Origin of the sequence: Paraburkholderia bengalensis, from assembly GCF_037126505.1 — a bacterium.
Lineage (GTDB): Bacteria > Pseudomonadota > Gammaproteobacteria > Burkholderiales > Burkholderiaceae > Paraburkholderia > Paraburkholderia bengalensis.
Window position 1 is genome coordinate 57076 of sequence record NZ_JACFYJ010000007.1, and the last position, 21829, is coordinate 78904.

General features: G+C 64.1%; 22 protein-coding genes. 4 read left to right on the top strand and 18 right to left on the bottom strand.

What is annotated here, in order from left to right:
- Nucleotides 1-59: 59 nt before the first annotated feature.
- The 9 genes from H3V53_RS06750 to H3V53_RS06780 form a co-directional block, all read right to left on the bottom strand.
- Nucleotides 60-1625, bottom strand: coding sequence for a mannose-1-phosphate guanylyltransferase/mannose-6-phosphate isomerase (locus H3V53_RS06750; RefSeq protein ID WP_336597303.1), 1566 nt, complete (start codon nt 1623-1625; stop codon nt 60-62).
- 240 nt (nt 1626-1865) lie between these two features.
- Entirely contained in the window at nt 1866-2780 is a 915-nt protein-coding gene (locus tag H3V53_RS06755; RefSeq protein ID WP_336597304.1) for a transcriptional regulator, read from the bottom strand.
- Nucleotides 2781-3094: 314 nt separating this feature from the next.
- Entirely contained in the window at nt 3095-4150 is a 1056-nt protein-coding gene (locus H3V53_RS06760; RefSeq protein ID WP_336597305.1) for an acyltransferase family protein, read from the bottom strand.
- A 785-nt stretch (nt 4151-4935) separates the two neighbouring features.
- A complete protein-coding gene (galE, locus tag H3V53_RS06765; protein WP_336597306.1) occupies nt 4936-5958 on the bottom strand; it encodes a UDP-glucose 4-epimerase GalE in 1023 nt (340 codons plus the stop codon).
- Between the two features lie 11 nt (nt 5959-5969).
- The gene (locus H3V53_RS43590; protein ID WP_419539436.1) at nt 5970-6359 is read right to left on the bottom strand and encodes a glycosyltransferase; all 390 of its coding nucleotides are present in this window, start codon (nt 6357-6359) and stop codon (nt 5970-5972) included.
- Nucleotides 6242-6481 (bottom strand): hypothetical protein, encoded by a 240-nt coding sequence (locus H3V53_RS43595; RefSeq protein ID WP_419539449.1) that lies wholly within the window; start codon nt 6479-6481, stop codon nt 6242-6244. The genes H3V53_RS43590 and H3V53_RS43595 overlap by 118 nt, the downstream gene beginning before the upstream one ends.
- 55 nt (nt 6482-6536) lie before the next feature.
- Entirely contained in the window at nt 6537-7127 is a 591-nt protein-coding gene (locus tag H3V53_RS43600) for a glycosyltransferase (protein WP_419539438.1), read from the bottom strand.
- 31 nt (nt 7128-7158) lie between these two features.
- The gene (locus H3V53_RS06775; protein WP_336597307.1) at nt 7159-7995 is read right to left on the bottom strand and encodes a glycosyltransferase; all 837 of its coding nucleotides are present in this window, start codon (nt 7993-7995) and stop codon (nt 7159-7161) included.
- Nucleotides 7992-9260, bottom strand: coding sequence for an oligosaccharide flippase family protein (locus tag H3V53_RS06780; RefSeq protein ID WP_336597308.1), 1269 nt, complete (start codon nt 9258-9260; stop codon nt 7992-7994). Before H3V53_RS06780 ends, H3V53_RS06775 begins: the two co-directional genes overlap by 4 nt.
- Nucleotides 9261-9499: 239 nt before the next feature.
- Here H3V53_RS06780 and H3V53_RS06785 point away from each other — a divergent pair, with 239 nt between their 5' ends.
- The 4 genes from H3V53_RS06785 to waaA all read left to right on the top strand — a co-directional run bounded on the left by H3V53_RS06785 (nt 9500) and on the right by waaA (nt 14476).
- Entirely contained in the window at nt 9500-10894 is a 1395-nt protein-coding gene (locus H3V53_RS06785) for a phosphomannomutase/phosphoglucomutase (protein ID WP_336597309.1), read from the top strand.
- A gap of 170 nt (nt 10895-11064) precedes the next feature.
- A complete protein-coding gene (gene waaC, locus H3V53_RS06790; protein ID WP_419539445.1) occupies nt 11065-12117 on the top strand; it encodes a lipopolysaccharide heptosyltransferase I in 1053 nt (350 codons plus the stop codon).
- An 87-nt stretch (nt 12118-12204) separates the two neighbouring features.
- Nucleotides 12205-13089, top strand: coding sequence for a Kdo hydroxylase KdoO (locus H3V53_RS06795; protein ID WP_336597311.1), 885 nt, complete (start codon nt 12205-12207; stop codon nt 13087-13089).
- A gap of 85 nt (nt 13090-13174) precedes the next feature.
- Complete coding sequence (gene waaA, locus H3V53_RS06800; protein ID WP_336597312.1) at nt 13175-14476, top strand: lipid IV(A) 3-deoxy-D-manno-octulosonic acid transferase; 1302 nt, start codon at nt 13175-13177, stop codon at nt 14474-14476.
- A 122-nt stretch (nt 14477-14598) separates the two neighbouring features.
- Here the strand turns inward: waaA and ureG are convergent, their stop codons facing one another.
- The 9 genes from ureG to urtE form a co-directional block, all read right to left on the bottom strand.
- Nucleotides 14599-15240, bottom strand: a complete 642-nt coding sequence (ureG, locus tag H3V53_RS06805) for an urease accessory protein UreG (protein ID WP_336597313.1) — start codon at nt 15238-15240, stop codon at nt 14599-14601.
- A gap of 25 nt (nt 15241-15265) precedes the next feature.
- On the bottom strand, nt 15266-15946 hold the full coding sequence (locus H3V53_RS06810) for an urease accessory protein UreF (RefSeq protein WP_336597374.1): 681 nt from the start codon (nt 15944-15946) through the stop codon (nt 15266-15268).
- Complete coding sequence (ureE, locus tag H3V53_RS06815; protein WP_336597314.1) at nt 15933-16580, bottom strand: urease accessory protein UreE; 648 nt, start codon at nt 16578-16580, stop codon at nt 15933-15935. The genes H3V53_RS06810 and ureE overlap by 14 nt, the downstream gene beginning before the upstream one ends.
- A gap of 1 nt (nt 16581) precedes the next feature.
- Complete coding sequence (ureC, locus tag H3V53_RS06820) at nt 16582-18288, bottom strand: urease subunit alpha (protein ID WP_336597315.1); 1707 nt, start codon at nt 18286-18288, stop codon at nt 16582-16584.
- Nucleotides 18289-18334: 46 nt separating this feature from the next.
- Complete coding sequence (locus H3V53_RS06825) at nt 18335-18640, bottom strand: urease subunit beta (RefSeq protein ID WP_012401640.1); 306 nt, start codon at nt 18638-18640, stop codon at nt 18335-18337.
- A 10-nt stretch (nt 18641-18650) separates the two neighbouring features.
- A complete protein-coding gene (gene ureA, locus H3V53_RS06830) occupies nt 18651-18953 on the bottom strand; it encodes an urease subunit gamma (protein WP_028370188.1) in 303 nt (100 codons plus the stop codon).
- Nucleotides 18954-19081: 128 nt separating this feature from the next.
- Nucleotides 19082-19885 carry a transporter substrate-binding domain-containing protein gene (locus H3V53_RS06835; protein WP_336597316.1) on the bottom strand — a complete coding sequence of 268 codons (804 nt, stop codon included), beginning with the start codon at nt 19883-19885 and terminating at the stop codon, nt 19082-19084.
- 224 nt (nt 19886-20109) lie between these two features.
- Nucleotides 20110-20991 carry an urease accessory protein UreD gene (locus H3V53_RS06840; RefSeq protein WP_336597317.1) on the bottom strand — a complete coding sequence of 294 codons (882 nt, stop codon included), beginning with the start codon at nt 20989-20991 and terminating at the stop codon, nt 20110-20112.
- 43 nt (nt 20992-21034) lie between these two features.
- Nucleotides 21035-21727: an urea ABC transporter ATP-binding subunit UrtE gene (gene urtE, locus H3V53_RS06845; protein ID WP_054919534.1), complete on the bottom strand. Its 693-nt coding sequence runs from the start codon at nt 21725-21727 to the stop codon at nt 21035-21037.
- Nucleotides 21728-21829: the final 102 nt, after the last annotated feature.

Consider the following 21829-nt stretch of genomic DNA (forward strand, 5'->3'; position numbering starts at 1 on the left):
ATCAGGAGATCTTCAGGGCACTCGCCGTGTTCCGCCTCCACGCGGCCGCGGCCTGCGTTTCAAGACCCTACACGCCCGTATTGATCGTCGAAGCGCACGATATCGTCCTCGCCGAGATACCCGCCCGATTGCACCTCGATGATCTCTAGCGGCGTCTTGCCCGGATTTTCCAAGCGGTGCTGCACGCCGAGCGGAATATAGGTCGACTGGTTCTCCGTGAGCAGGAACGTGTCATCGCCGCGCGTCACGCGCGCCGTGCCGCGCACGACGATCCAGTGTTCCGCGCGATGGTGATGCATCTGCAGCGACAGCCGCCCGCCCGGCTTCACGACGATCCGCTTCACCTGGAAACGTTCGCCGCGATCGATCGAGTCGTAGCAGCCCCAGGGCCGCTCCACTTTCCGGTGCACTTTCGCTTCCGTGTGCTGCGCGGCATTCAGGCGGTTGACGACGGCCTTGACGTCCTGCACGCGGTCTTTCGCGGCGACCAGCACGGCGTCGGCCGTTTCGATCACCACCACGCCCGTCACGCCGACGCACGCGACGAGCCGTCCTTCCGAGTGTGCATAGGTGTCGCGCGCGCCTTCGAGCAGCACGCGGCCGCGCGCGACATTGCCCGCGCTGTCTTTGGCGCTGATGTCCCACACGGCGTCCCATGCGCCGACGTCCGACCAGCCCGCCGTCAACGGCACGACGACGCCCGCGAGCCGCGGATCGTCACCGATGCGCTCCATCACCGCGTAGTCGATCGAATCGTTCGGACAGGCCGCGAATGCGCTGCGTTCGAGTTGCAGCGGGCCGTTGCTGCCTTCGCTGCCGAGAATGCGCGCGTTTTCATACGACGCGCTGCACGCGGCCGCGATATCCGGCCGGCAGGCGGCGATCGCGGCGAGCCACACGGAGGCGCGCATCACGAAGATGCCGCTATTCCACCAGTACTCGCCCGAAGCCAGATAGCGTTCGGCCGTTTCCTGCGCGGGCTTTTCGACGAAGCGTCCGATGGTACGCGCGCCGTGCTCGTCGGCAGGCGCGCCCGTGCGGATGTAGCCATAGCCCGTTTCAGCGCGCTCGGGCGGCACGCCGAGCGCGACGATCGCGTCGCGCTGCGCATGGTGGATGGCTTGCTGCAGCGTCGCGATGAAGGCAGCGCCATCGACGATCAGATGATCGGCGGGCATCACGACGAGAACGGGGTCTTCGCCAGCCGGTGCATCCGCGAGCGCGGCGAGCGCCGCCACCGTGAGCGCGGGCGCGGTATTGCGCGGCGCCGGTTCCAGGATCACGCGTGCATCGCAACCGCTGCGTTCGAGCCGCTCGTTCGTCGCGAGCCGAAGCTCTTCGCTGCACACGACGAGCGTCGGCTGCATGCGGGCGACATGCGGCGCGGCATGGGGCGCCTCATAGCCGGGCGTCGGCGCGCGCAAGCCTTGCGCTCTGCGCAGCGTCGCTTCGAGCAGCGACTCGTCTCCTGTCAGGCCGATCAGTTGCTTCGGGCATTGCTCGCGCGACAGCGGCCACAGGCGCGTGCCCGAGCCGCCCGCCAGCACGACAGGTTGAACGATGCAGGCAGGCTGTGTATCGTCCGAAAGCCGATCCGGTGCGATTGCTTCTGCAATGACCTTCATTTTTCCTCCGGTGGCGCGTGGTCGGAAAGTGTGACGCGGCGCAGTCTGGTCTGGCTATTGAAACAGTCGTCACGCGGAATTTCTGTGCGTCGCGGCACAAAGCGCCGAAGGGCAGGCTCGAAGCAGATCGATCGAATATTCTCTAAGCAAAAGCCCTCGTCTCGACGAGGGCCATGGCAACCAGGCTGAGGGGCTGTCTAACGTGACGCGCCCTCAACGGGTCGAGCGACTGGTTCGAGACTAACCGCCTCGATGCAGCGCCGATCTAATAGCTCGCTGGGCGGATTGGGCCGTCGAATACGCCATGGCCTTGGCGCGATCGCGCACCGCACTTCGACCAGGCGGACAGGGGTTGAGTCCAAGTTTTCTGAGGTAATAGTTGGCGCGATAGACATCTTTTCGCATCGAGTCGACGAACTGGAAGTTGACGCTCAGTGTCACCGAAATATTGTTATCGTTCTTCAACCAGTGCGGGCAGTTGACAGGAACGTGTACGCCATTTCCCGGGGCCAACCTGTATAACTGCGCCCGGTCCTGCAGTTCGGGTCGATAGTTCGGCGCGTTATTGTCCTTCGTCCAGAACCGCTCGATTTCCACCTCTGGAAGAACCTGCCGGTCTTCCCGATCGAATAGATACAAATCCTTTTCGCCGTGGATCTGAAGAATGAAATTGCACTCGCGATCGATGTGATAGGCCGTCACCCGCCTGGGTGACGTGATGAAAATAATGATCTCTTCGTTCCTGATCTTCGATTCGATGTCGCCGCCAATCATCTGCTTGACCTCGGCGATCGCCTGCCTGTACAGATCGGTGTAGGCGGGGTCTTTTTGCGCGTCCCGGAGGATAAACCAGGCGTTTGAATCGTCCAGTTGCCTCAACGCGTCCATCGGCGAGAACGCATGATTCGTATCTTTCCATTTCTGCCCAGGAACGACGTCGCCCATGTCGTAATAGAGATCAGACGGGCGCGTTTTCATGGTTCGCTCCGTCAGGTCCATTAATTGATGGAGCTGAAAGCGCGGATGGGATGCCAGGTGGTGGGCGACCTCGAAGCTCTTGCGCTCGAAACATGCCCGAAACACTGAAGCATCGGCGTCGATCCACTTATCGGGCACTGTCGCATCAGGGACCAGGGAATCGGGGGAGATGTCCATGCGATTGTTCCTTGCAGTCAGGTGGTTGAGGGGCAACGAGATCCGCTAGCGCCAGAATCGAACGCCACTGCATGGGTGGAAGCTGCAGGAATCGTACACCTGAGGCAAAGCCGATCACACTTCGGATCTCACGCGTTCGGTTCGCTAGCGCACCCTCTGGCGGGCCGTCGCAATGCCTGAAAAGGTAGCGTTCTGTGGCGATGACGCGTCATTGACGGTCTGCACGTCGATGTTGAATGTTCAGCACGGTAACGACTTCGCGCATGCCAGAAGCGAGCGGCCATCGGCCCGCGCTCACAGCGCACCTGTCTTCCTTACCTCACACGATAAGGCGCTTCGTTACTCGCGGGCGCATTGACGAGACGCTTGACGTTGATCAGACGACGCATCAAGCGTTGCAACGGCTTGTCAATGTACCGATAGACGGCGCAACCAAGCGCGGAGGCAGCCACGATCGCGAGGGTCATGCCCGCTGGCGAGCGCACATCGAAACCATGCGCGACTTTGGGAATGAGCTTGCGCATCCCCTCGACGACGAACGGGTGACTGAGATAGATGGCATAGCTCGCGTCGCCGAGATACAGCAAGCCGCGCGTGAGCGCACTGTCTATCAGAAGGTCTTCGAGACTTAACGTGCTCATCAGCAGCAGGCAGGTGGGCAGGCCGTTTCCCAGAAGCGGGGAGATGTCCGGCCATGCGCGTTCGACCCAGGTCATCAGGCAGTACATGGCAACGACTCCGGGCGCCGCCAGCGCGACGGGAATGCGCACCCCCTTCTTCCATGCGTACCATACGGCGAACCCTAGCGGGAATTCGAGCACCCGGTCGTACGCGAGAACTGCGACGACGGCGTCGTCGGAATGCACAAGATTCGCCACCAGGAAGAGCCCGGCGAGCAGCAGGGTGATCGCCGCGAGTACGAACGACAGGCGCCGCCGGAACCACCATAGCGCAAGTGCCGAAGCCGCGTAGAACAGCATCTCGTAGTTCAGTGTCCAGCCGACGAACAGCATGGGGAATACATGGCCGCTTGCTTTCCTGTACGGAATGAAAAAGAGCGACTTCAGCAGTTCAGGGATGTTGGCCGTCGTCGAATTGAAAAGATCAGGCCTGAGCAGGGCGCCGAAAAACACCAGCAGCGTCGCGAGCCAATAGAGCGGCACGATCCGCACGACGCGGCTGACGATGAAGTCGCGTACGCTGACCGTGCTGGCTTCGAGCGCGAGTGCGATCACAAAGCCACTTAGTACGAAGAATACGTCGACGCGAAACTGGCCGAACACCTGACCGTCCTGTATCAGGACATGGTGCACGACGACAGTCGTCGCTGTCACCCCGCGAAGGGTCCGTATGGAATTCAGCCGGCGCATCGCTCATCCATTGATCAGTCAATCACACCTGACTCGCCGTGCCTGGCGTGATCGGGCACGCGTGCTGGGGAACGCCATACCGTCGCAGCAGTCACAAAAAACGCTGAGGGTAACGCGTCAGTTACGGTCTACTTACGAGGTCGTGCATCGCTGCTTGCGCATCACTCCGTCATCGGGGCGTCGGCTTCTGTCTTGCGATCGTGGTACTGAAAGATGCGGAACCGGGGTGTCGCGTAATCGAATCGGCGGCTGTTTTCGGGAAGAAAGGAAGGCAAACAGCACACGAATGATCACACGCGACGGTCCATTGGCGGATGGTAGTATTTACGTGGAAGTGCTACCGTTCGGTGCCGTACAGACCCCTGGTCGGCAAATTCGCCCGGTACGGTTGACAGCGACCGCAGACAGATTGCTGCTTACGCAACCAGTAGGCCGACGGACGCCGGCTGCGGATCGAAAGCGTCTGGCTGGACCCGCTCGGTGCCATGCATTTGCGTCCCAAGCGCCGCTTCCCGGCCTTTTAAAATGTGCGGCTATCGAGCGTGTCAATTCGACACGGCAAACAGCGGCATGCAAATGTCGGTCTATACGGTTTCCCGGCAGCTGCACGAAAAACCTGAGGACGAGGCGAGGAGAGGTCGAAGGCTGCGGCATCGCGGATGCCGCTGTTGCCCGAGATGGATTGCGAGGTAGGGTCGCTGCAGGCAGTGGTTGATGCGTGCGGTGTTATCCGCTGATTGGGATGCCGCCGCAGCGACGCGCATCCCCACGTACTTACAGGCGCCTTATTGGAATCCGCGCGGGTTCTGCGCCTGCCAGCGCCAATGGTCGGCGCACATGCGCTCGATCCCGTATTGCGCCTGCCAGCCGATAACGTCGAGCGCCTTGGCCGGATTCGCGAAGCACTGCGCGACATCGCCAGGACGGCGCGCGACGATTTCATACGGCACTGGCTTGCCCGACGCCTTCTCGAACGCCTTGACCACTTCGATCACGCTATAGCCCTGGCCCGTGCCGAGATTCACCACGAAGCTCGCATCGCGCTTGACAAGGGCATCGAGCGCCGCGATGTGCCCGCGCGCGAGATCGACGACGTGAATGTAGTCGCGCACGCCCGTGCCGTCCGGCGTGTCGTAATCGCCGCCGAACACGCGCAACTTGTCCAGCTTGCCGACGGCGACCTGCGCGACATACGGCATCAGGTTGTTCGGAATGCCGCCGGGATCTTCGCCGATCAGCCCGCTTTCATGCGCGCCGACGGGATTGAAGTAACGCAGCGTCGCGATGCGCCACGACGGATCGGAGAGTTCGAGATCGCGCAGGATCTGCTCGGCGATCAGCTTGCTCTGGCCGTAGGGGTTCGTCGCCGAGAGCGGAAACGTTTCGTCGATCGGCGAGCTTTTCGGCACGCCGTACACCGTCGCCGACGAACTGAACACGAACTGCTTCACGTTGCGCGCGCGCATGACCTCAAGCAGCACGAGCAGGCTGTCCACGTTGTTCCGATAGTATTCGAGCGGCTTGGCCACCGATTCGCCCACCGCCTTCAACGCTGCGAAGTGAATCGCGCCCGTGATGGGGTGGCTGTCGAAAATCGTGTTCAGCGTGGCTTCGTCGCGCACATCCGCTTCATAGAACGCGACCTTCTTGCCCGTGATCTTCTCGACGCGCGCGACCGATTCGCGCTTGCTGTTCACGAGGTTGTCGATCACGACCACGTCGTAATCGTCATTGAGCAATTCCACGCACGTATGCGAGCCGATAAAGCCTGCACCGCCCGTTACCAGAATCGTGCCCTTCGCGGTCATGCTGAGCTCCCTTAGAGTGATACGCCCGTCAGTTCGCGGACGACATCCTTATACCGTTCGACGACCTTACGTTCGTCGAATTCCTGCGCCACTTTCTCGCGGCCACGCTCGCCCATCGCGCGACGCTCGTCGATGGGCATGTCGAGCATCTGCGAAAGCTTCGCAGCGAGGCTCTCCGCGCTGCGCACTTCGCACAGCAGACCATTGACGCCGTCCGCGACGACTTCGCGGCAGCCCGGCACATCCGTCGCGACAACGGGACGTCCCATTGCCGAGGCTTCCATCAGCGTGCGCGGCACGCCTTCGCGATACGAAGGCAGCACGACGCAATCGGCGGCGGCGATCGCGGGGCGCACGTCTGTGCCTCGCCGAGATAGTCGATCACGCCTTCGCGCACCCACGTATCGACATCGGCCTGCGAGATCGCGCTCGGATTGTCGACACCGACGGGCCCGAGCAACTGGAAGCGCGCATGCGGATAGGTCTTGCGCAGCCGCCGCGCCGCCTCGACATATTCACCCACGCCTTTATCCCACAACAGACGCCCGATTAATACAAAAGAAAATGCCTGATTATTTTCACGAGCGGGCAAGGGCGTGAAAAAAAAATTGTTCGAGGTCCACGCCTTCGCCGTGCAGCAGACGCGCGCGCTCAGGATGCGCGAGCAACTTGCGCTCGAGAAAGGCGGCTTGATCGTCCTGATTCAGAAACCAGACTTCGCGCGGAAAGCGGAACGCGAAGCGGTACATCAGCTTGGCGATCTGCGCGGCGCGGCTGCGCTGAATGAAAACATAGCCGAGACCCGTCGTGACGGCAACCGAATCGACGCGCGCGAGCTTGGCGGCAATCGATCCATAGATATTCGGCTTGATCGTGTAGTGAAACACAATATGCGGTCGCACCCCGCGATAGAGCCTGTAGAGCGAGGCCATCGTGCGCAGATCGTCGCGCGGGTTCGTGCCTTTGGATGCGACGTGCAACCCGATGCAGCGGCAGCCCATCTGCTCGAGCAGCGCCGTGGTGCGATCGCGCGGCGCGATCACCGTCACCTCGACGCCTCGCGCGACGAGCATCCGTATCAGCCCCTGCCGATAGGTGTAGATCGCGAACGAAGTGTTGCATACGAGCGCGATGCGCAGCGCGCTGGCAGATTCGACGTGTTGTTTCATGCTTGGCAAAACAGTCTGATTCGAATGGAGGTCACAGGCTCGCGCCCGGCGCGTAGAGCCGCTTCTTGACGCGTTGCAGCGTGCTGTAAGGCGTGACGAGATGCAGCAGGTTCTTCGCGAGCCCTAGCCAGTCGTATGGATTCAACGCATTGAAATAGCGCATCTGCAGGCGCAATGTCGAGATGATCTGGCGGCGCCGCTTCGTCGCGCTGATGCCGCCTTCGTTGAGTTCGTAGTAAAGCCCGAGTTGCGGCAGGTTTGCGCAGTCGTAGCGCTCCATCAGGCGCAGGAACAGATCGAGGTCCTCGGCTGCCTTGTAGGCCTCGCGATAATTGCCCACATCGAGCACGGCATCGACGCGCAGCATCATCGACGGATGCACGAAGCAGGCGCGCATGAAGCGCACGCGGCGGATCACGCGCGGCTCCTCAGGCGGCGTGAGCATGAAAAGCGGCTGCCCTTCGCGCGACACAACCTGCGTCCACATGCCGAGTCCCGCGACCTGCGGATGCGCTTCGAGATACGCGCGCTGCGCGGCAAGGCGTCCCGGCGCGGCCAGATCGCCGGCGTCCATACGCGCCGCGTAACGAAAGCCACGCGCCGCGAGCGCTTCGATGCCTGCCTGCAACGCGCGCTCGATGCCGCCGTTTTGCGGCATGCACAGCACCTCGATCGACATGCCCGGCAGGGCGGGCGCGACGATGGGCGGCGTGCTGCCGTCGTCGACGATCAGCACGTGAATGCGCGCCGTTTCGCTGAACGACGCGAGCGTGCGCTCCACGTCCGCCTGGCCGTTGTAGGCGGGCATCAGCACGGCGACGTCGTCGAGCGGCTGGGCTGCGGGCGGCGTGAATGAAGATGACGTCATGGACGCAGCTTGTAACGGATGTAGTAGACATTGACCGACGCCGCGGCGAGATAGCCGCACGCCAGTCCGACCAGCGCGCCATACGCGCCCATGCGGGCAATCGCCAGCCAATTGACGACGCACGCGACCGCGAGCGCAAGCAGCCATTTCGACAGCAACACGAACTTCGCCTGATACTTCAGCACGACGAGGTTGCCAATCGCCTCGATGCCGGCGGGCACGGACAGCCACACGGCCCAGCGGAAGATATCGACAGCTTCTTCAAAGTTCGGGCCGAACACGCGGCGGATGATGAAGCCTGCTAGCAGGTCCAGCACGAACGCGCCGGCGACCATCAGCACGGCCGTCATCGCCGTGAGACGCCAGATGTTGCGGCGCAGTTGCGTGAGATCCTGCACGCGGTAGACGAACGCGGGCGCCAGCGTTTGAGCGAGCATCAGCGCAAGCGTGATCCAGTTTTCGTTCAGTTGTTGCGCGGCCGAGTAGCGGCCGAGATCGGCGAAGGAGATCGCGCGCTCCAGCATCAGGCGGTCGAGCTTCAGAAACAGGTACATGCAGATGAGCCCGAGCCAGAACACCGTGCCCGCCGTCGCGAAATGGCGAAAGAGCGAACGGTCGACGTGCCAGCCCAGTTTGCCGCCGTGCCGGCGCATGTAGTACGCGAGCAGCACGCCGCCGATCACCGCCGATTCCAGCGCCCACAGCCAGCCGAAGCGCGACGGCGCGGCAGCCGCGCGCACCAGCAGCCATACGGCGAGCGCCTTGGCGATGGCCGTCGTCATGCTGGTGAGCAACTGCGGCTTGCTGTAGGTCATGCTCTGCAGCCACGCGTTGATCACGCCGACGAAAGGTTCGCGAAACAGCATCGTCACGGCAAGCCCGGCGAGCATCGCGCCGACGACGGGATCGGTGAAACCCGCGCCGATGCCCGCCCACGTCAGCAGCAGTGCGATGGCGGATACGGACAGCCGCAGCGCAAACGCGCTGCCGAGCACGGTGCCGAGCTGCGCGGGCGGACGATGCACGATGGTCGGCACGAGAATCTCCGCGCCGCAGACCCAGGTAATGGGCGACAGCACGAGTAAAAGCGTATTGGCGTATTGCCACTTGCCGAACACGTCGGGCCCGAAATAGCGCGCCAGCACGCCGCTGATGGCAATCGCCACGCCGATCTGCGTCAGGCGCTCGAGGCCAAGCCAGACAAGGTTTGCGACAGCGCGCGTGACGTCGGGATTCGTGAAACGCTTAAGCGCCGGTATCCGCATGGTGGCAGCCGGTTGTCCGCGGGCACGGGAGGTGCGTGGAGTCTGTAGATTGGCGTGCCCGGCCGAGAAAACGATGCGGCAACTTTGTGAGCGCGGGGCGTCTAAGCATTAGAATGGCGCTGGTAAGGCGTCGCTGAAAAGCGCAATTATAAGTTGTATCCGGACCGCTTCCGGCAAGGCACAGCGCCGTGACCACGCCGTGTCGATCAAATTTCCATTGCACGTAAGTGAGCCAATCCATGATCTCGCAATCCATATTCAAGGCATATGACATCCGCGGAGTGATCGGCAAGACGCTCGACGCCGAGACCGCACGTTCCATCGGCCGCGCGTTCGGCAGCGAAGTGCGCGCGCAGGGCGGCGATGCCGTCGTCGTCGCGCGCGATGGCCGGCTCTCCGGTCCCGAGCTGATCCAGGCGCTGTCCGATGGGCTGCGCGCAGCAGGCGTCGACGTGGTCAATGTCGGCATGGTGCCGACGCCCGTCGGCTACTTCGCGGCCAGCGTGCCGCTCAAGCTCGACGGCGGCGAGCGCCGCGTCGATTCCTGCATCGTCGTGACGGGCAGCCACAACCCGCCCGACTACAATGGCTTCAAGATGGTGCTGCGCGGCGCGGCCATCTACGGCGACCAGATCCAGGGCCTCTATAAGCGCATCACCGAAAACCGCTTCGAAAGCGGCAGCGGCAGCTATCAGGACTACGACATCGCCGATGCGTACATCGATCGCATCGTCAGCGACATCAAGCTCGCGCGGCCGCTGAAGATCGTCGTCGACACGGGCAACGGCGTGGCGGGCGGACTCGCGCCGCGGCTATTCAAGGCGCTCGGCTGCGAGCTGGTCGAACTGTTCACGGAGATCGACGGCAACTTCCCGAATCACCATCCCGACCCGGCGCACCCGGAAAACCTCCAGGACGTAATCCGCGCGCTGAAGGAAACGGATGCGGAAATCGGCTTCGCGTTCGACGGCGACGGCGATCGCCTGGGCGTGGTCACGAAAGACGGCCAGATCATCTATCCGGACCGTCAGCTGATGCTGTTCGCCGAAGAGGTGCTGTCGCGCAACAAGGGCGCGCAGATCATTTACGACGTGAAGTGCACCCGCAATCTCGCGAAGTGGGTGAAGGACAAGGGCGGCGAGCCGCTGATGTGGAAGACGGGCCATTCGCTCGTGAAAGCGAAGCTGCGTGAGACGGGCGCGCCGCTCGCGGGCGAAATGAGCGGCCACGTGTTCTTCAAGGACCGCTGGTACGGCTTCGACGACGGGCTGTACACGGGCGCGCGGCTGCTCGAAATCCTCGCGCGCGTGCAGGACCCGAGCAAGCTGCTCAACAGCCTGCCGAATTCGCACTCCACGCCCGAGTTGCAGTTGAAGCTGCAGGAAGGCGAGAACTTCGAGCTGATTGCACGCCTGCAAAAGAGCGCGACATTCCCGGACGCCGATCAGGTCGTGACGATCGATGGCTTGCGCGTCGAGTATCCGGATGGTTTCGGGCTCGCGCGTTCGTCGAACACCACACCCGTCGTCGTGATGCGGTTCGAGGCTGACAACGACGCGGCCTTGAAGCGGATTCAGGAAGATTTCCGCCGCGTGATTCTGGCCGAGAAGGCGGACGCGGCGCTGCCGTTCTGATCATCTGGCTGGTTTTGTCCGCGACGCTGGCCGAGTTTTCGGCGTCGCGGACGGCTGGTTTCTTCTATCCTTTCCCTTCCTTTTCTTTTATTCCGCGTCCGCGAGGCCAGCGCGCACGCCTGCGCCACGCGAAAAACCAAAAGCGTCGCCGACCCGAAGTCCACGCTAGAATTGCGCACTTTCACCGCATCCTGACGCCGCCACACCGGCGTTTCCCTTTCTTGAGCGTGCAAAAGATACTGATCGTGCGAGTGTCGTCGCTGGGCGACGTCGTTCACAACATGCCGGCCATCGCCGACATCCGCCGCCGTCATCCCGACGCGCAGATCGACTGGCTCGTCGAGGAGAGCTTCGTCAAGCTGGTCGAACTCGTTCACGGCGTGCGGCGCGCGATCCCCGTGTCGCTGCGGCGCTGGCGCAAGCGCATTCTTTCCGCCGACAACTGGCGCGAAATCGGCGCCTTCCGCCGTGCGCTCGCCGCCGAACACTACGATCTCGTCATCGACTGCCAGGGGCTCATCAAGACCGCGTGGGTCGCGAAAATGGCGCGCGGGCCGCTCGTCGGCCTCGGCAATCGCACGGATGGCGCGGGCTACGAATGGCCTGTGCGCTTCTTCTACGACCGGCGCGTGCCGATTGCGCCGCGCACGCACGTCGTCGAACGCACGCGGCAACTGGTGGCGGCGGCGCTCGGCGACCCCGCCCCGCAACCGACCGACGACATCGAATTCGGCCTCGACACGCAGCGCGCGGCGCTCGCGCTGTCCGAAGCGCAGGTGAACCTGCCCGTGCCGTATGTCGTGTTCGTGCACGCCACGTCGCGCGCGGACAAGCAGTGGCCCGATGCGGCGTGGATCGGGCTGGGCGAGGCGCTCGTGCGGCGCGCCGCGTCGATCGTATTGCCGTGGGGCAGCGACGCCGAACGGGCGACGAGCGAGCGTCTCGCGAAGCAGTTCGGCGCGGCCGCGATCGTGCCGCCGAAGCTGTCGCTGCCTGCCGTGGTCGGGCTGATCGACGGCGCGGCGGCGACGGTCGGCGTTGACACAGGTCTGGTTCACATCGCAGCCGCGCTGAAGCGCCCGACGGTCGAGTTGTACAATTTCGCCACTTCATGGCGCACGGGCGGCTACTGGTCGCCGAACGTCGTGAATCTCGGCACGGCGGGCCAGCCGCCGACACTGCAGCAGGTGAAGTCCGCGCTGGCGGCATTCGGCGTGCTGTGACGCGGCAGGCGGGCCATGCGCGAACCGCGCGGCCCCGGCTGGCGGTCGTCCTGCCGGCCCAGCTTTATCCGCTTTGAAAAGGCGATCATGAACGAATCCCAGATCATCGAAGTCGCAAGCGCCGACTGGCACGGCCAGGGCCTGTCGGTGCCGCGCGAGGCGCTGCTCGCCGGCGTCGAGCGCGGCAAGGTGCTGTATTTCCCGAATCTCGCCTTCGCGATCGAGGGCGGCGAGCGCGCGCTGCTCGATCCCGCGCTGGCCGATCCGAACCGCAAGAACATCAGTCTCGAAGCGGACGGCGGCGCGCTGCACGGCGTGCTCGGTGACGCCGTCACGCAGTCGGCCGTGCGCGCGCTGGTCGCGCGTTATCAGACGAATGCGCGCACGCTCGTCGACGGACTCTTCCCCGAGTATCACGGCAAGCTGCGCGTCGCGCCGACGAGCCTGCGCCTGCATCAGGTCGAAACGCGGCAGACGTCGTGGCGCAAGGACGACAGCCGCCTGCACGTCGACGCATTTCCGTCGCGTCCGAACTATGGCGAGCGCATCCTGCGCGTATTCACGAACGTCAATCCGAACGGCGCGCCGCGTGTGTGGCGCGTCGGCGAGCCGTTCGAGGATATGGCCAGACGCTTCCTGCCGCGCATCAAGCCGCAGATGCCGGGTTCGGCGTGGCTGCTGAACCTGCTGCACGTGACCAAGTCGCCGCGCAGCGAATACGACCATCTGATGCTGAACCTGCACGACGGCATGAAGGCCGATCTCGACTATCAGAAGTCGTCGCCGCAAGAAACGATGCCGTTTCCGCCGGGCAGCGTGTGGGTGTGTTTCTCGGATCAGACTTCGCACGCCGTGATGTCCGGCCAGTTCATGATGGAGCAGACGTTCTTTCTGCCCGTCAAGTCGATGGCGCAGCCGGAGTGCGCGCCGCTCGGCATTCTCGAACGCCTGAAGGGCAGGGCGCTGGTTTGAGCGGCGCGCTTTTTCTGCCGCGCGCTGCGATGCGCGGCGCTGCGGGCGCGTGCCTGGTTCGCGACACGTCGCACGCGGAGGCCCGATGCTGAGGGTCGTCTACAACGCGCTCTGGTGGCTGGTCGCGCCGCTCGCGGTGCTGCGCCTTCTGATCCGTTCGCGCAAGGAGCGCGGCTATCGCGAGCATATCGCCGAGCGTTTTGGTCGCGTGCGCGGCCGCGTGCCCGAGGACGACACGCCGCTGATCTGGGTGCATGCCGTGTCGGTGGGCGAGACGCGCGCGGCGCAGCCTCTCATCGAAGCTTTGATCAAGGCGCGCCCCGACGCGCGCATCCTGCTCACGCACATGACGCCGAGCGGCCGCGCGACGGGCGAGCAGCTGTTCGGCGGCCGCGTGCGGCGCTGCTATCTGCCGTACGACATGCCGCATGCGGTGCGGCGTTTCCTGAAGGCATGGCGGCCGTCTGTCGGCCTCGTGATGGAAACGGAAGTGTGGCCCACGCTGATCGACGAATGCCGACGCGCCGACGTGCCGCTCGTGCTGACGAACGCGCGCATGTCGGAGCGTTCGTATCGGCGGGCGGCGAAGTTTGGCAGCGCGACGCGCGGCGTGTTCGGCGGCTTTGCGCGCGTGCTGGCGCAGAGTCCTTCCGATGCGACGCGGCTTTCCGCCTTGGGCGCGCGCAATGTGGCCGTGCTCGGCAATCTGAAGTTCGACATGAACACGCCGCCCGAACTCGCGGCGCGCGGGCACGCGTGGCGCGCGGCGATCGGCACGCGGCCCGTGTGGGTCGCGGCGAGCACGCGCGAGGGCGAAGAGGAACTGGTGATGCAGGCGTTCGCGGCGCTCGGCATCGACGACGCGCTGCTGATCCTCGTGCCGCGTCATCCGCAGCGTTTTAACGAGGTTGCCGCGCTCGTCGAGAAGAAGGGCATGCGCTGCGTGCGTCGTTCGGAATGGGCGCCTCCGGGCGCGGCGGTGGCGGGCGAGCTTGCCGCGAAGGCGATGCCCAGCGACGTGAAGGTGCTGCTCGGCGATTCGATGGGTGAGCTGGGTGCTTACTACGCGGCGTCGGATGTGGCCTTCATCGGCGGCAGTCTGCTGCCGCTGGGCGGACAGAATCTGATCGAGGCGTGCGCAGTGGGCGTGCCCGTGCTGATCGGGCCGCACGTGTTCAACTTCACGCAGGCGACGGCCGATGCCGTCGCAGCGGGAGCGTGTGTGCAGGTTCAGGACCCGGCGGATCTGGCCCGGGTGCTGCGCGAGTTGTTCGAGGACAAGCCCCGGCGGGTGGCGATGGCGGCTGCGGCGGCTGCGTTCGCGGCGCGGCATCGAGGGGCGACGGGGCGGACGGTCAATGTGCTGACGACGTTGTTGCCGGAGTAGGTTTTTTTATCGCTTGCAGCGGATAGATGTTGGTTCGTTTCTTTGCACGGGCATCCGCGAGGCGGATCGCTTATGCCCGCGCAAAGAGCAGCAAAGGGCAAGAGTCTCGCAGCCATTAACCCTCAAACCAACAACAAACCCTTCCTCTCGATAAACGAAATCACCGCATCCAGCCCGTCGAGCGCCTTCAGATTGCACATCACAAAAGGCCGCTCGCCACGCATCTTCGCGGCGTCCGACGCCATCACATCGAGATTCGCGCCGACCATCGGCGCCAGATCCGTCTTGTTGATCACGAGCAGATCCGACTTCGTGATGCCCGGTCCGCCCTTGCGCGGAATCTTCTCGCCGCCCGCCACGTCGATCACGTAGATCGTCAGGTCCGACAGCTCCGGGCTGAACGTCGCGGCCAGATTGTCGCCGCCCGATTCGATGAACACGATATCGGCGTCGGGAAAGCGCGTGAGCATCCGGTCGACGGCTTCGAGATTGATCGATGCATCCTCGCGAATCGCCGTGTGCGGACAACCGCCCGTCTCGACGCCCATGATCCGTTCGGCGGGCAGCGCACCCGCCACCGTCAGCAGACGCTGGTCTTCCTTCGTGTAGATATCGTTTGTGATGGCGACGAGGTCGTACTTCTCGCGCATGGCCTTGCACAGCATTTCGAGCAGCGTCGTCTTGCCTGAGCCGACCGGGCCGCCGACGCCGACGCGCAGCGGCGGCAGTTTCTTCGTGCGTTGCATCGTATGAGGTGCGTTCATGATTCGATCGAAAGAAAAGCAAAAGCTATGAGCGAAAGAGCCGCGAATACTGCGACTCGTGACGCGCCGACAAAATGCCGAGTTGCGGCGCGAACGTATTGATGTCCTCGGGCGAGGTGGCGAGCGCGGCCTTGACGGCGGCATCGATCGGTTCGCGCAACGCGACGATGATGCGCTGTCCCGCGAGCTGCCCGAGCGGCACCGCTTTCAGCGCCGCCGCGGCCTGGTTCTCGACCCAGCTGAATGCATAGGCGGCGAGGGCGGCATCCGTCGCTGCGCCGTGTGCGAACGCCGCGAAGGCGAACGCCGTCGGCTGCGCGACGGGCTTGATCGACGCCAGCGTCGCGCGTCGTTCGGCATCGCCCCATTCGAGCGAGGCGCACAACTGGCGCAACGACCAGCCCATCTGTTCCGTCTCGCGCCGCAATTCCGCCGACTCGCGGCTCGCGAGAAACTCATGATTGGCGTGCGTCAACGCAGCGGCGTCGTGCGTGCGCCAGCGTTCGATCTGATGCGCGAGAAACGGCAATTCGCCGTGCGCAAGCACGTTCAACAGACCGCTTTCGATCCACGCGCGCGCACTGTCGGCATCGGTGATGAAGCGTGCCTCGATGGCGGCTTCCAGTCCCTGCGAATAGCTGAACGCGCCAATCGGCAAAGCGGGCGAAGCAAGATGCAGCAGCGCGGTCAGTTCAGCGATGCGCATGATGATGGCCGTCGCCATGATCGTGATCACACGCTGCATGATCGTGGTCATGCGCATGGCCATGCGAATGCCCGTGACCATGATGTTCATGTCCATGATTGTGCGAATGCGCGTGCCCATGATGCTCGCCATACACCTGCTGCGCGAGCGCATAGTCCTCGGCGAAGGTCTCGTCGTGACCATGCCGATGACCGCCGCCATACGCGCCCGTTTCGGGCTGGAACGGCATCTCGGCCTGATCGACGGACGCGCCCAGGCGCTTCAACATATCCGCGAGCACAGGATCGTATTCGAGCTTCAGATAATCCGCGCCGACCTCGACGGGCGTGTGCCGGTTGCCCAGGTGATACGCCGCGCGCGTGAGCGTCAGCACATCAGGCGCGCGCACATACAGCACGGATTCAGCCGCGGCAACGACACGCACGAGGCCGCCATCGCCGGCGACGAGCACATCGCCATCGCGCAGCACGGTGCCGCGCGGCAGCAGCAACGCGACTTCCTCGCCGCTATCGAGCGTGGCGGCGAGCCGGCTCTTGCAGCGCGCGTCGAACGCGAGCGTGAGCGTCGGCGCGCGTTTGATGAGAACGGGCGCGAGCTTGATGTGCGCGCCCAACAACTTGTCGATCGTGCGCATGTCAGAACAGGAAATAACGTTGCGCCATCGGCAGAACCTTCGCGGGCTCGCAGGTGAGCAACTGACCATCGGCGATCACCTGATACGTCTCGGGATCGACGCTGATCGACGGCTGCCACGCGTTGTGGATCATGTGCGCCTTCGTGACGTTGCGGCAGTTCTTCACAGCGACGATACGCTTGCTCAAACCATAGCGCTCCGTGATGCCCGCATCGAGCGCCATCTGCGACACGAACGTCAAAGATGTGCGCCCCAATGCGCCGCCGCGCGTGCCGAACATCTCGCGATAATGAACGGGTTGCGGCGTTGGAATCGACGCATTCGGGTCGCCCATCTGCGCCATCGCGATCATGCCGCCTTTCAGGATCAGCGCGGGCTTGATGCCGAAAAACGCAGGCTCCCAGAACACGAGATCCGCCCACTTGCCCGGCTCGATCGAACCGACTTCATGCGCGATGCCATGCGTGAGCGCCGGGTTGATCGTGTACTTCGCGACGTAGCGTTTGGCGCGGAAGTTGTCGTTGCGCGCGTTGTCTTCGGGCAGCGCGCCGCGCTGCGCCTTCATCTTGTGCGCCGTCTGCCACGTGCGGATGATCACTTCGCCCACGCGCCCCATCGCCTGCGAATCGGACGAGATCATCGACAGCGCGCCGAGGTCGTGAAGAATATCTTCGGCCGCGATCGTCTCGCGGCGAATGCGCGATTCGGCAAAAGCGATATCTTCGGCAATCGACGGATCGAGGTGATGACAGACCATCAGCATGTCGAGGTGTTCGTCGAGCGTGTTGACGGTGTAAGGACGCGTCGGATTCGTCGATGACGGCAGCACGTTCGCTTCCCCGCAGACCTTGATGATGTCGGGCGCGTGGCCGCCGCCCGCGCCTTCCGTGTGATACGTGTGGATCGTGCGGCCCTTGAACGCAGCGACCGTCGCTTCGACGAAGCCTGCTTCGTTCAATGTGTCCGTGTGAATCGCGACCTGCGTGTCGGTGTCGTCCGCCACGGAAAGACAATTGTCGATCGCGGCGGGCGTCGTGCCCCAGTCCTCGTGCAGCTTCAAACCGATCGCGCCCGCCGCGATCTGTTCGAGCGCGGGCTGCGGCTGGCTCACGTTGCCCTTGCCGAGAAAGCCGAGATTCATCGGATAGCCGTCGGCCGCCTGCAGCATGCGCTCCATGTGCCACGGCCCCGGCGTGCAGGTGGTCGCATTGGTGCCGGTGGCTGGGCCCGTGCCGCCGCCGAGCATCGTCGTCACGCCGCTCGCGAGCGCTTCGTCGATCTGCTGCGGGCTGATGAAGTGAATGTGCGTGTCGATGCCGCCCGCCGTCACGATCATCCCTTCGCCCGCGATCACTTCCGTTGCCGCGCCGATCGCGATCGTCACGCCGGGTTGAATGTCGGGATTGCCCGCCTTGCCGATGGCCGCGATGCGGCCGTTCTTGATGCCGATGTCGGCCTTGACGATGCCCCAGTGATCGAGAATCAGTGCATTCGTCACGACGGTATCGACGACATCCGCCGCGACGCGTTGCGACTGGCCCATGCCGTCGCGTATCACCTTGCCGCCGCCGAACTTCACTTCTTCGCCGTAGATCGTGTAGTCGCGCTCGACTTCGATCAGCAGGTCCGTATCCGCGAGACGCACGCGGTCGCCTGTCGTGGGGCCGAACATTTCCGCGTATGCGCGGCGGCCAATGCGTAGTGTCATGTTTGAGAGGTTCCCGAATGTCTGCCTTGCATCTGCACCGTACCGCTCACAATTTGCCCATCACCTTGCCGTTGAAGCCATAGACGACGCGATCGCCCGCCAGCGCCACCAGCTCGACGGTGCGCTCCTGCCCCGGCTCGAAGCGCACGGCTGTGCCCGCCGCGATGTTCAGGCGGAAGCCGCGCGCTGCTTCGCGATCGAACGAGAGGGCAGCGTTGACTTCGTAGAAGTGATAGTGCGAGCCGACCTGCACGGGCCGGTCGCCTGTGTTCGACACCGTCACCGTGACGGTGGCGCGGCCCGCATTGAGTTCGAGTTCGCCGTCGTCCGTTATCAGTTCGCCTGGGATCATGCGCGCCTCGTCACGGAATGGGGTGGTGGACGGTCACGAGCTTCGTGCCGTCGGGGAAGGTGGCTTCGACCTGGATATCGGGAATCATCTCGGGCACACCTTCCATGACGTCGTCGCGCGTGAGCAGCGTGGTGCCGTAGTGCATCACTTCGGCGACCGTCTTGCCGTCGCGTGCCGCTTCCATCAGCGCCGCCGTGATGAACGCGACGGCTTCCGGATAGTTGAGCTTGAGGCCGCGTGCGCGGCGCCGCTCCGCGAGCAGCGCGGCTGTGAAGATCAGGAGTTTGTCTCTTTCGCGTGGAGTGAGCTTCATCGCGTTCGCTTAGGGGATTCGTCTTTTGGGTATCGACTCGCGTCGTGCGTGCCGCCGCGCGAGTCGCGTGTTGCGTCGTGCGTTCGGCGGCGGGCGGCTCACGATACCAGCTTCAACCGACGCGCCGCTTACAGATCGGCGGGCAGCGGCGCGCCGAACCACTTCTTCGACATCGCGTTCAACGTGCCATCCTGCTTCGCCTGCGCGATGGCGGCATCGACTTTCTGCTGCAGGCGCGGCTCATTCCGGTTCATGCCGACGAAGCACGGCGAGTTCTTGATGACGAACTTCGACTCGGGACGGCGCGGCGGGTTCTTCGCGAGTATCGCCGCGGCGACGATGTTGCCCGCCGCGATCAGCTGCACCTGGCCCGACAGGAACGCGGCAATCGTCGCGTTGTTGTCCTCGAAGCGCTTGATCGTCGCGTTCGGCGCCATTTGCGTGAGCGCGATTTCTTCGAGCGCGCCGCGCGTGGCGCCAACCGTCTTGCCCGTCAGATCGGCAGGGCCGCCGACCTTGATGTCGGCGGGACCGAACACGCCCTGATAATACGGCGCATAAGCCGTCGAAAAGTCGATCACCTTCTCGCGCTCGGGCGTCTTGCCAAGCGACGAGATGACGAGATCGACCTTGTTGGTTTGCAGATACGGAATGCGGTTCGCGCTGTTGACGGGCACGAGTTCGAGCTTCACGTTCATCGATTTCGCGAGCAACGCGGCCGTATCGATGTCGTAGCCTTGCGGCTTCAGGTCCGGACCCACCGACCCGAACGGCGGATAGTCTTCGGGCACGGCCACTTTGAGCACGCCGGACTTCGTGATGTTGTCGAGTGCGTCGGCGTGCGCGAAGGGCGCGGCGAGCGTCAGCAAGGGCGCTGCGAGCAGCGCGGCGAGCCACGCGCGGCGCGGGCGATGGGGGAGAGTCTGGTTCATGGTTCGATCGTCTTGGGCGTGTGATTTCTAGCGGGCGTCGCGGCTGCCGTTCGATGCGGCGTTCGCGAAGCGCCATGATCAGCAAGGGCTGTGCCATGCCGATGCATCAAGGCTATGACGTCACTTGCCCGCGAGGCTGCACCACGGTGGCGCATACAGATGCCCGGAAATGGTGCGTGGCAAGCGCGGCGGCTGGCGCAACGGAGGGTCGGGCGACCAGGCGCTCAAGTGGTCCACAGACGCAGCGGCACGGCATCGACGCCATGCACGACGGGTCGCAGATGCAGCCAGCAGTCCGTCAAGGCACGCTGCAGCGTTTCCATCGATCGCGCGGCCGCGCGCACGATCATCACGCCCGGACAGACGCATGAAGCGGCCGAGCGGATCGCATCGTCGAACGGCAGCTGCGCGGTGAGCGCTTCGGCGAGCGCGTCGTCGCATCGTGGGCTCACGGCCCACAGCGTGCCGAACGTGGGGAAACCGGCGAGCCCTTGCGGCGCGTCGCGCAATGGATCGTCGGCGGCGAGCCTGGCGCGTTCGAACCATAGCGGCTGACCATCGGCGCCGACGATCCGCGAGACCGCGCGCAGATGCCCCGCCGACCAGCGCTCGCCCGCCGCTTGCCGGCCGAGTTGCGTGGCGTCCCAACCGAGCGCCGTCGAACCTTCGTCGAGCGTCAGCGAGAAATCGAGCGAAGCATTCGCGTGGTCGAACACGATGTTGTTCTGCGGCAGCCAGTCGAGCTTCGCGTGCGCGCCCACGCGAATCGCGATGCGCTGCTGCGCGATGCGGCCGTTGGACTTGTACCACTTGGTCGCGCCGGGCGTCGTGAGCACCGCGTGCGTGTGGGCGTCGAGCCGGATGTCGATATCGAGCCGGTCGCCGCCCGCGACGCCGCCGGGCGGATGCACGATGACGGCGTGACAGACGGCCGCGCCTTCGGGATAGAGCGGACGTTGCAGCCGCAGCGGTCCCTCGTGAAGACGATGAGCGAGCGTGGTGCGCTCGCCGTGACGGGCAAAGCCGAGTTCGAGCCGCGCGCGCCATTGGGCGTGCGCGGAGTCGTCGATGGCGGCGAGCGTGGCGTGGTGTTCGTGAAGCGACATGCGGCGAGGATAGCAGCGAACCGTTTGTTTTTGTGCGTGACCGTCAGACCGCGATCAGCGTGCGCACGCCGTCTTCGTCCATCTTCGCGCCTTCGCCGCCCGCGATGATCTCGCCGCGGCTCATCACCCAGTAGCGGTCGGCGAGGGCTTTGGCGAAGTCGTAATACTGCTCGACGAGCAGCACCGTCAGGCCCATTTCCTCGACGAGTTGCCGAAGCGTGCGGCCGATGTCCTGGATGATCGACGGCTGGATGCCTTCCGTCGGTTCATCGAGGATCAGCAGTTGCGGTTCGCTCATCAGCGCTCGTCCGATGGCGAGTTGCTGCTGTTGTCCGCCGGACAGATCGCCGCCTCGTCTTGCCTTCATGTCCTTCAGGACGGGGAAGAGATCGTAGATGCGGTCGGGGATTTTCTTCGGTGCTTTTCGGCTGGCGGCGCCGACCAGCAGGTTTTCTTCGACGGTGAGCCGCGGGAAGATGTCTCTTCCTTGCGGCACGTAGGCGAGGCCCTGCGCGACGCGGGCGTGCGGAGCGAGTTTGGTGATCGGCGTGTCACGCCATCTGATTTCGCCCGTTTTTGTCGGGACGACGCCCATCAGGCAGCGCAGCAGCGTCGTCTTGCCGACGCCATTGCGGCCGAGCAGCACCGTTAGCTTGCCGTCCGGCACCGTGAGTTTCACATCACGGAGGATGTGGCTGCCGCCGTAGTACTGGTTCAGGTTTTCGACTTCGAGCATGATGAGGTTCCTGTTTTTTGCGCCTCTTTGGCGTGCAGCTTTTTTTGTGTTTGCGCGGTGTGCTTGCGCTTCGCGCTGGCATCCGCGATGCGCCTGCGCTGC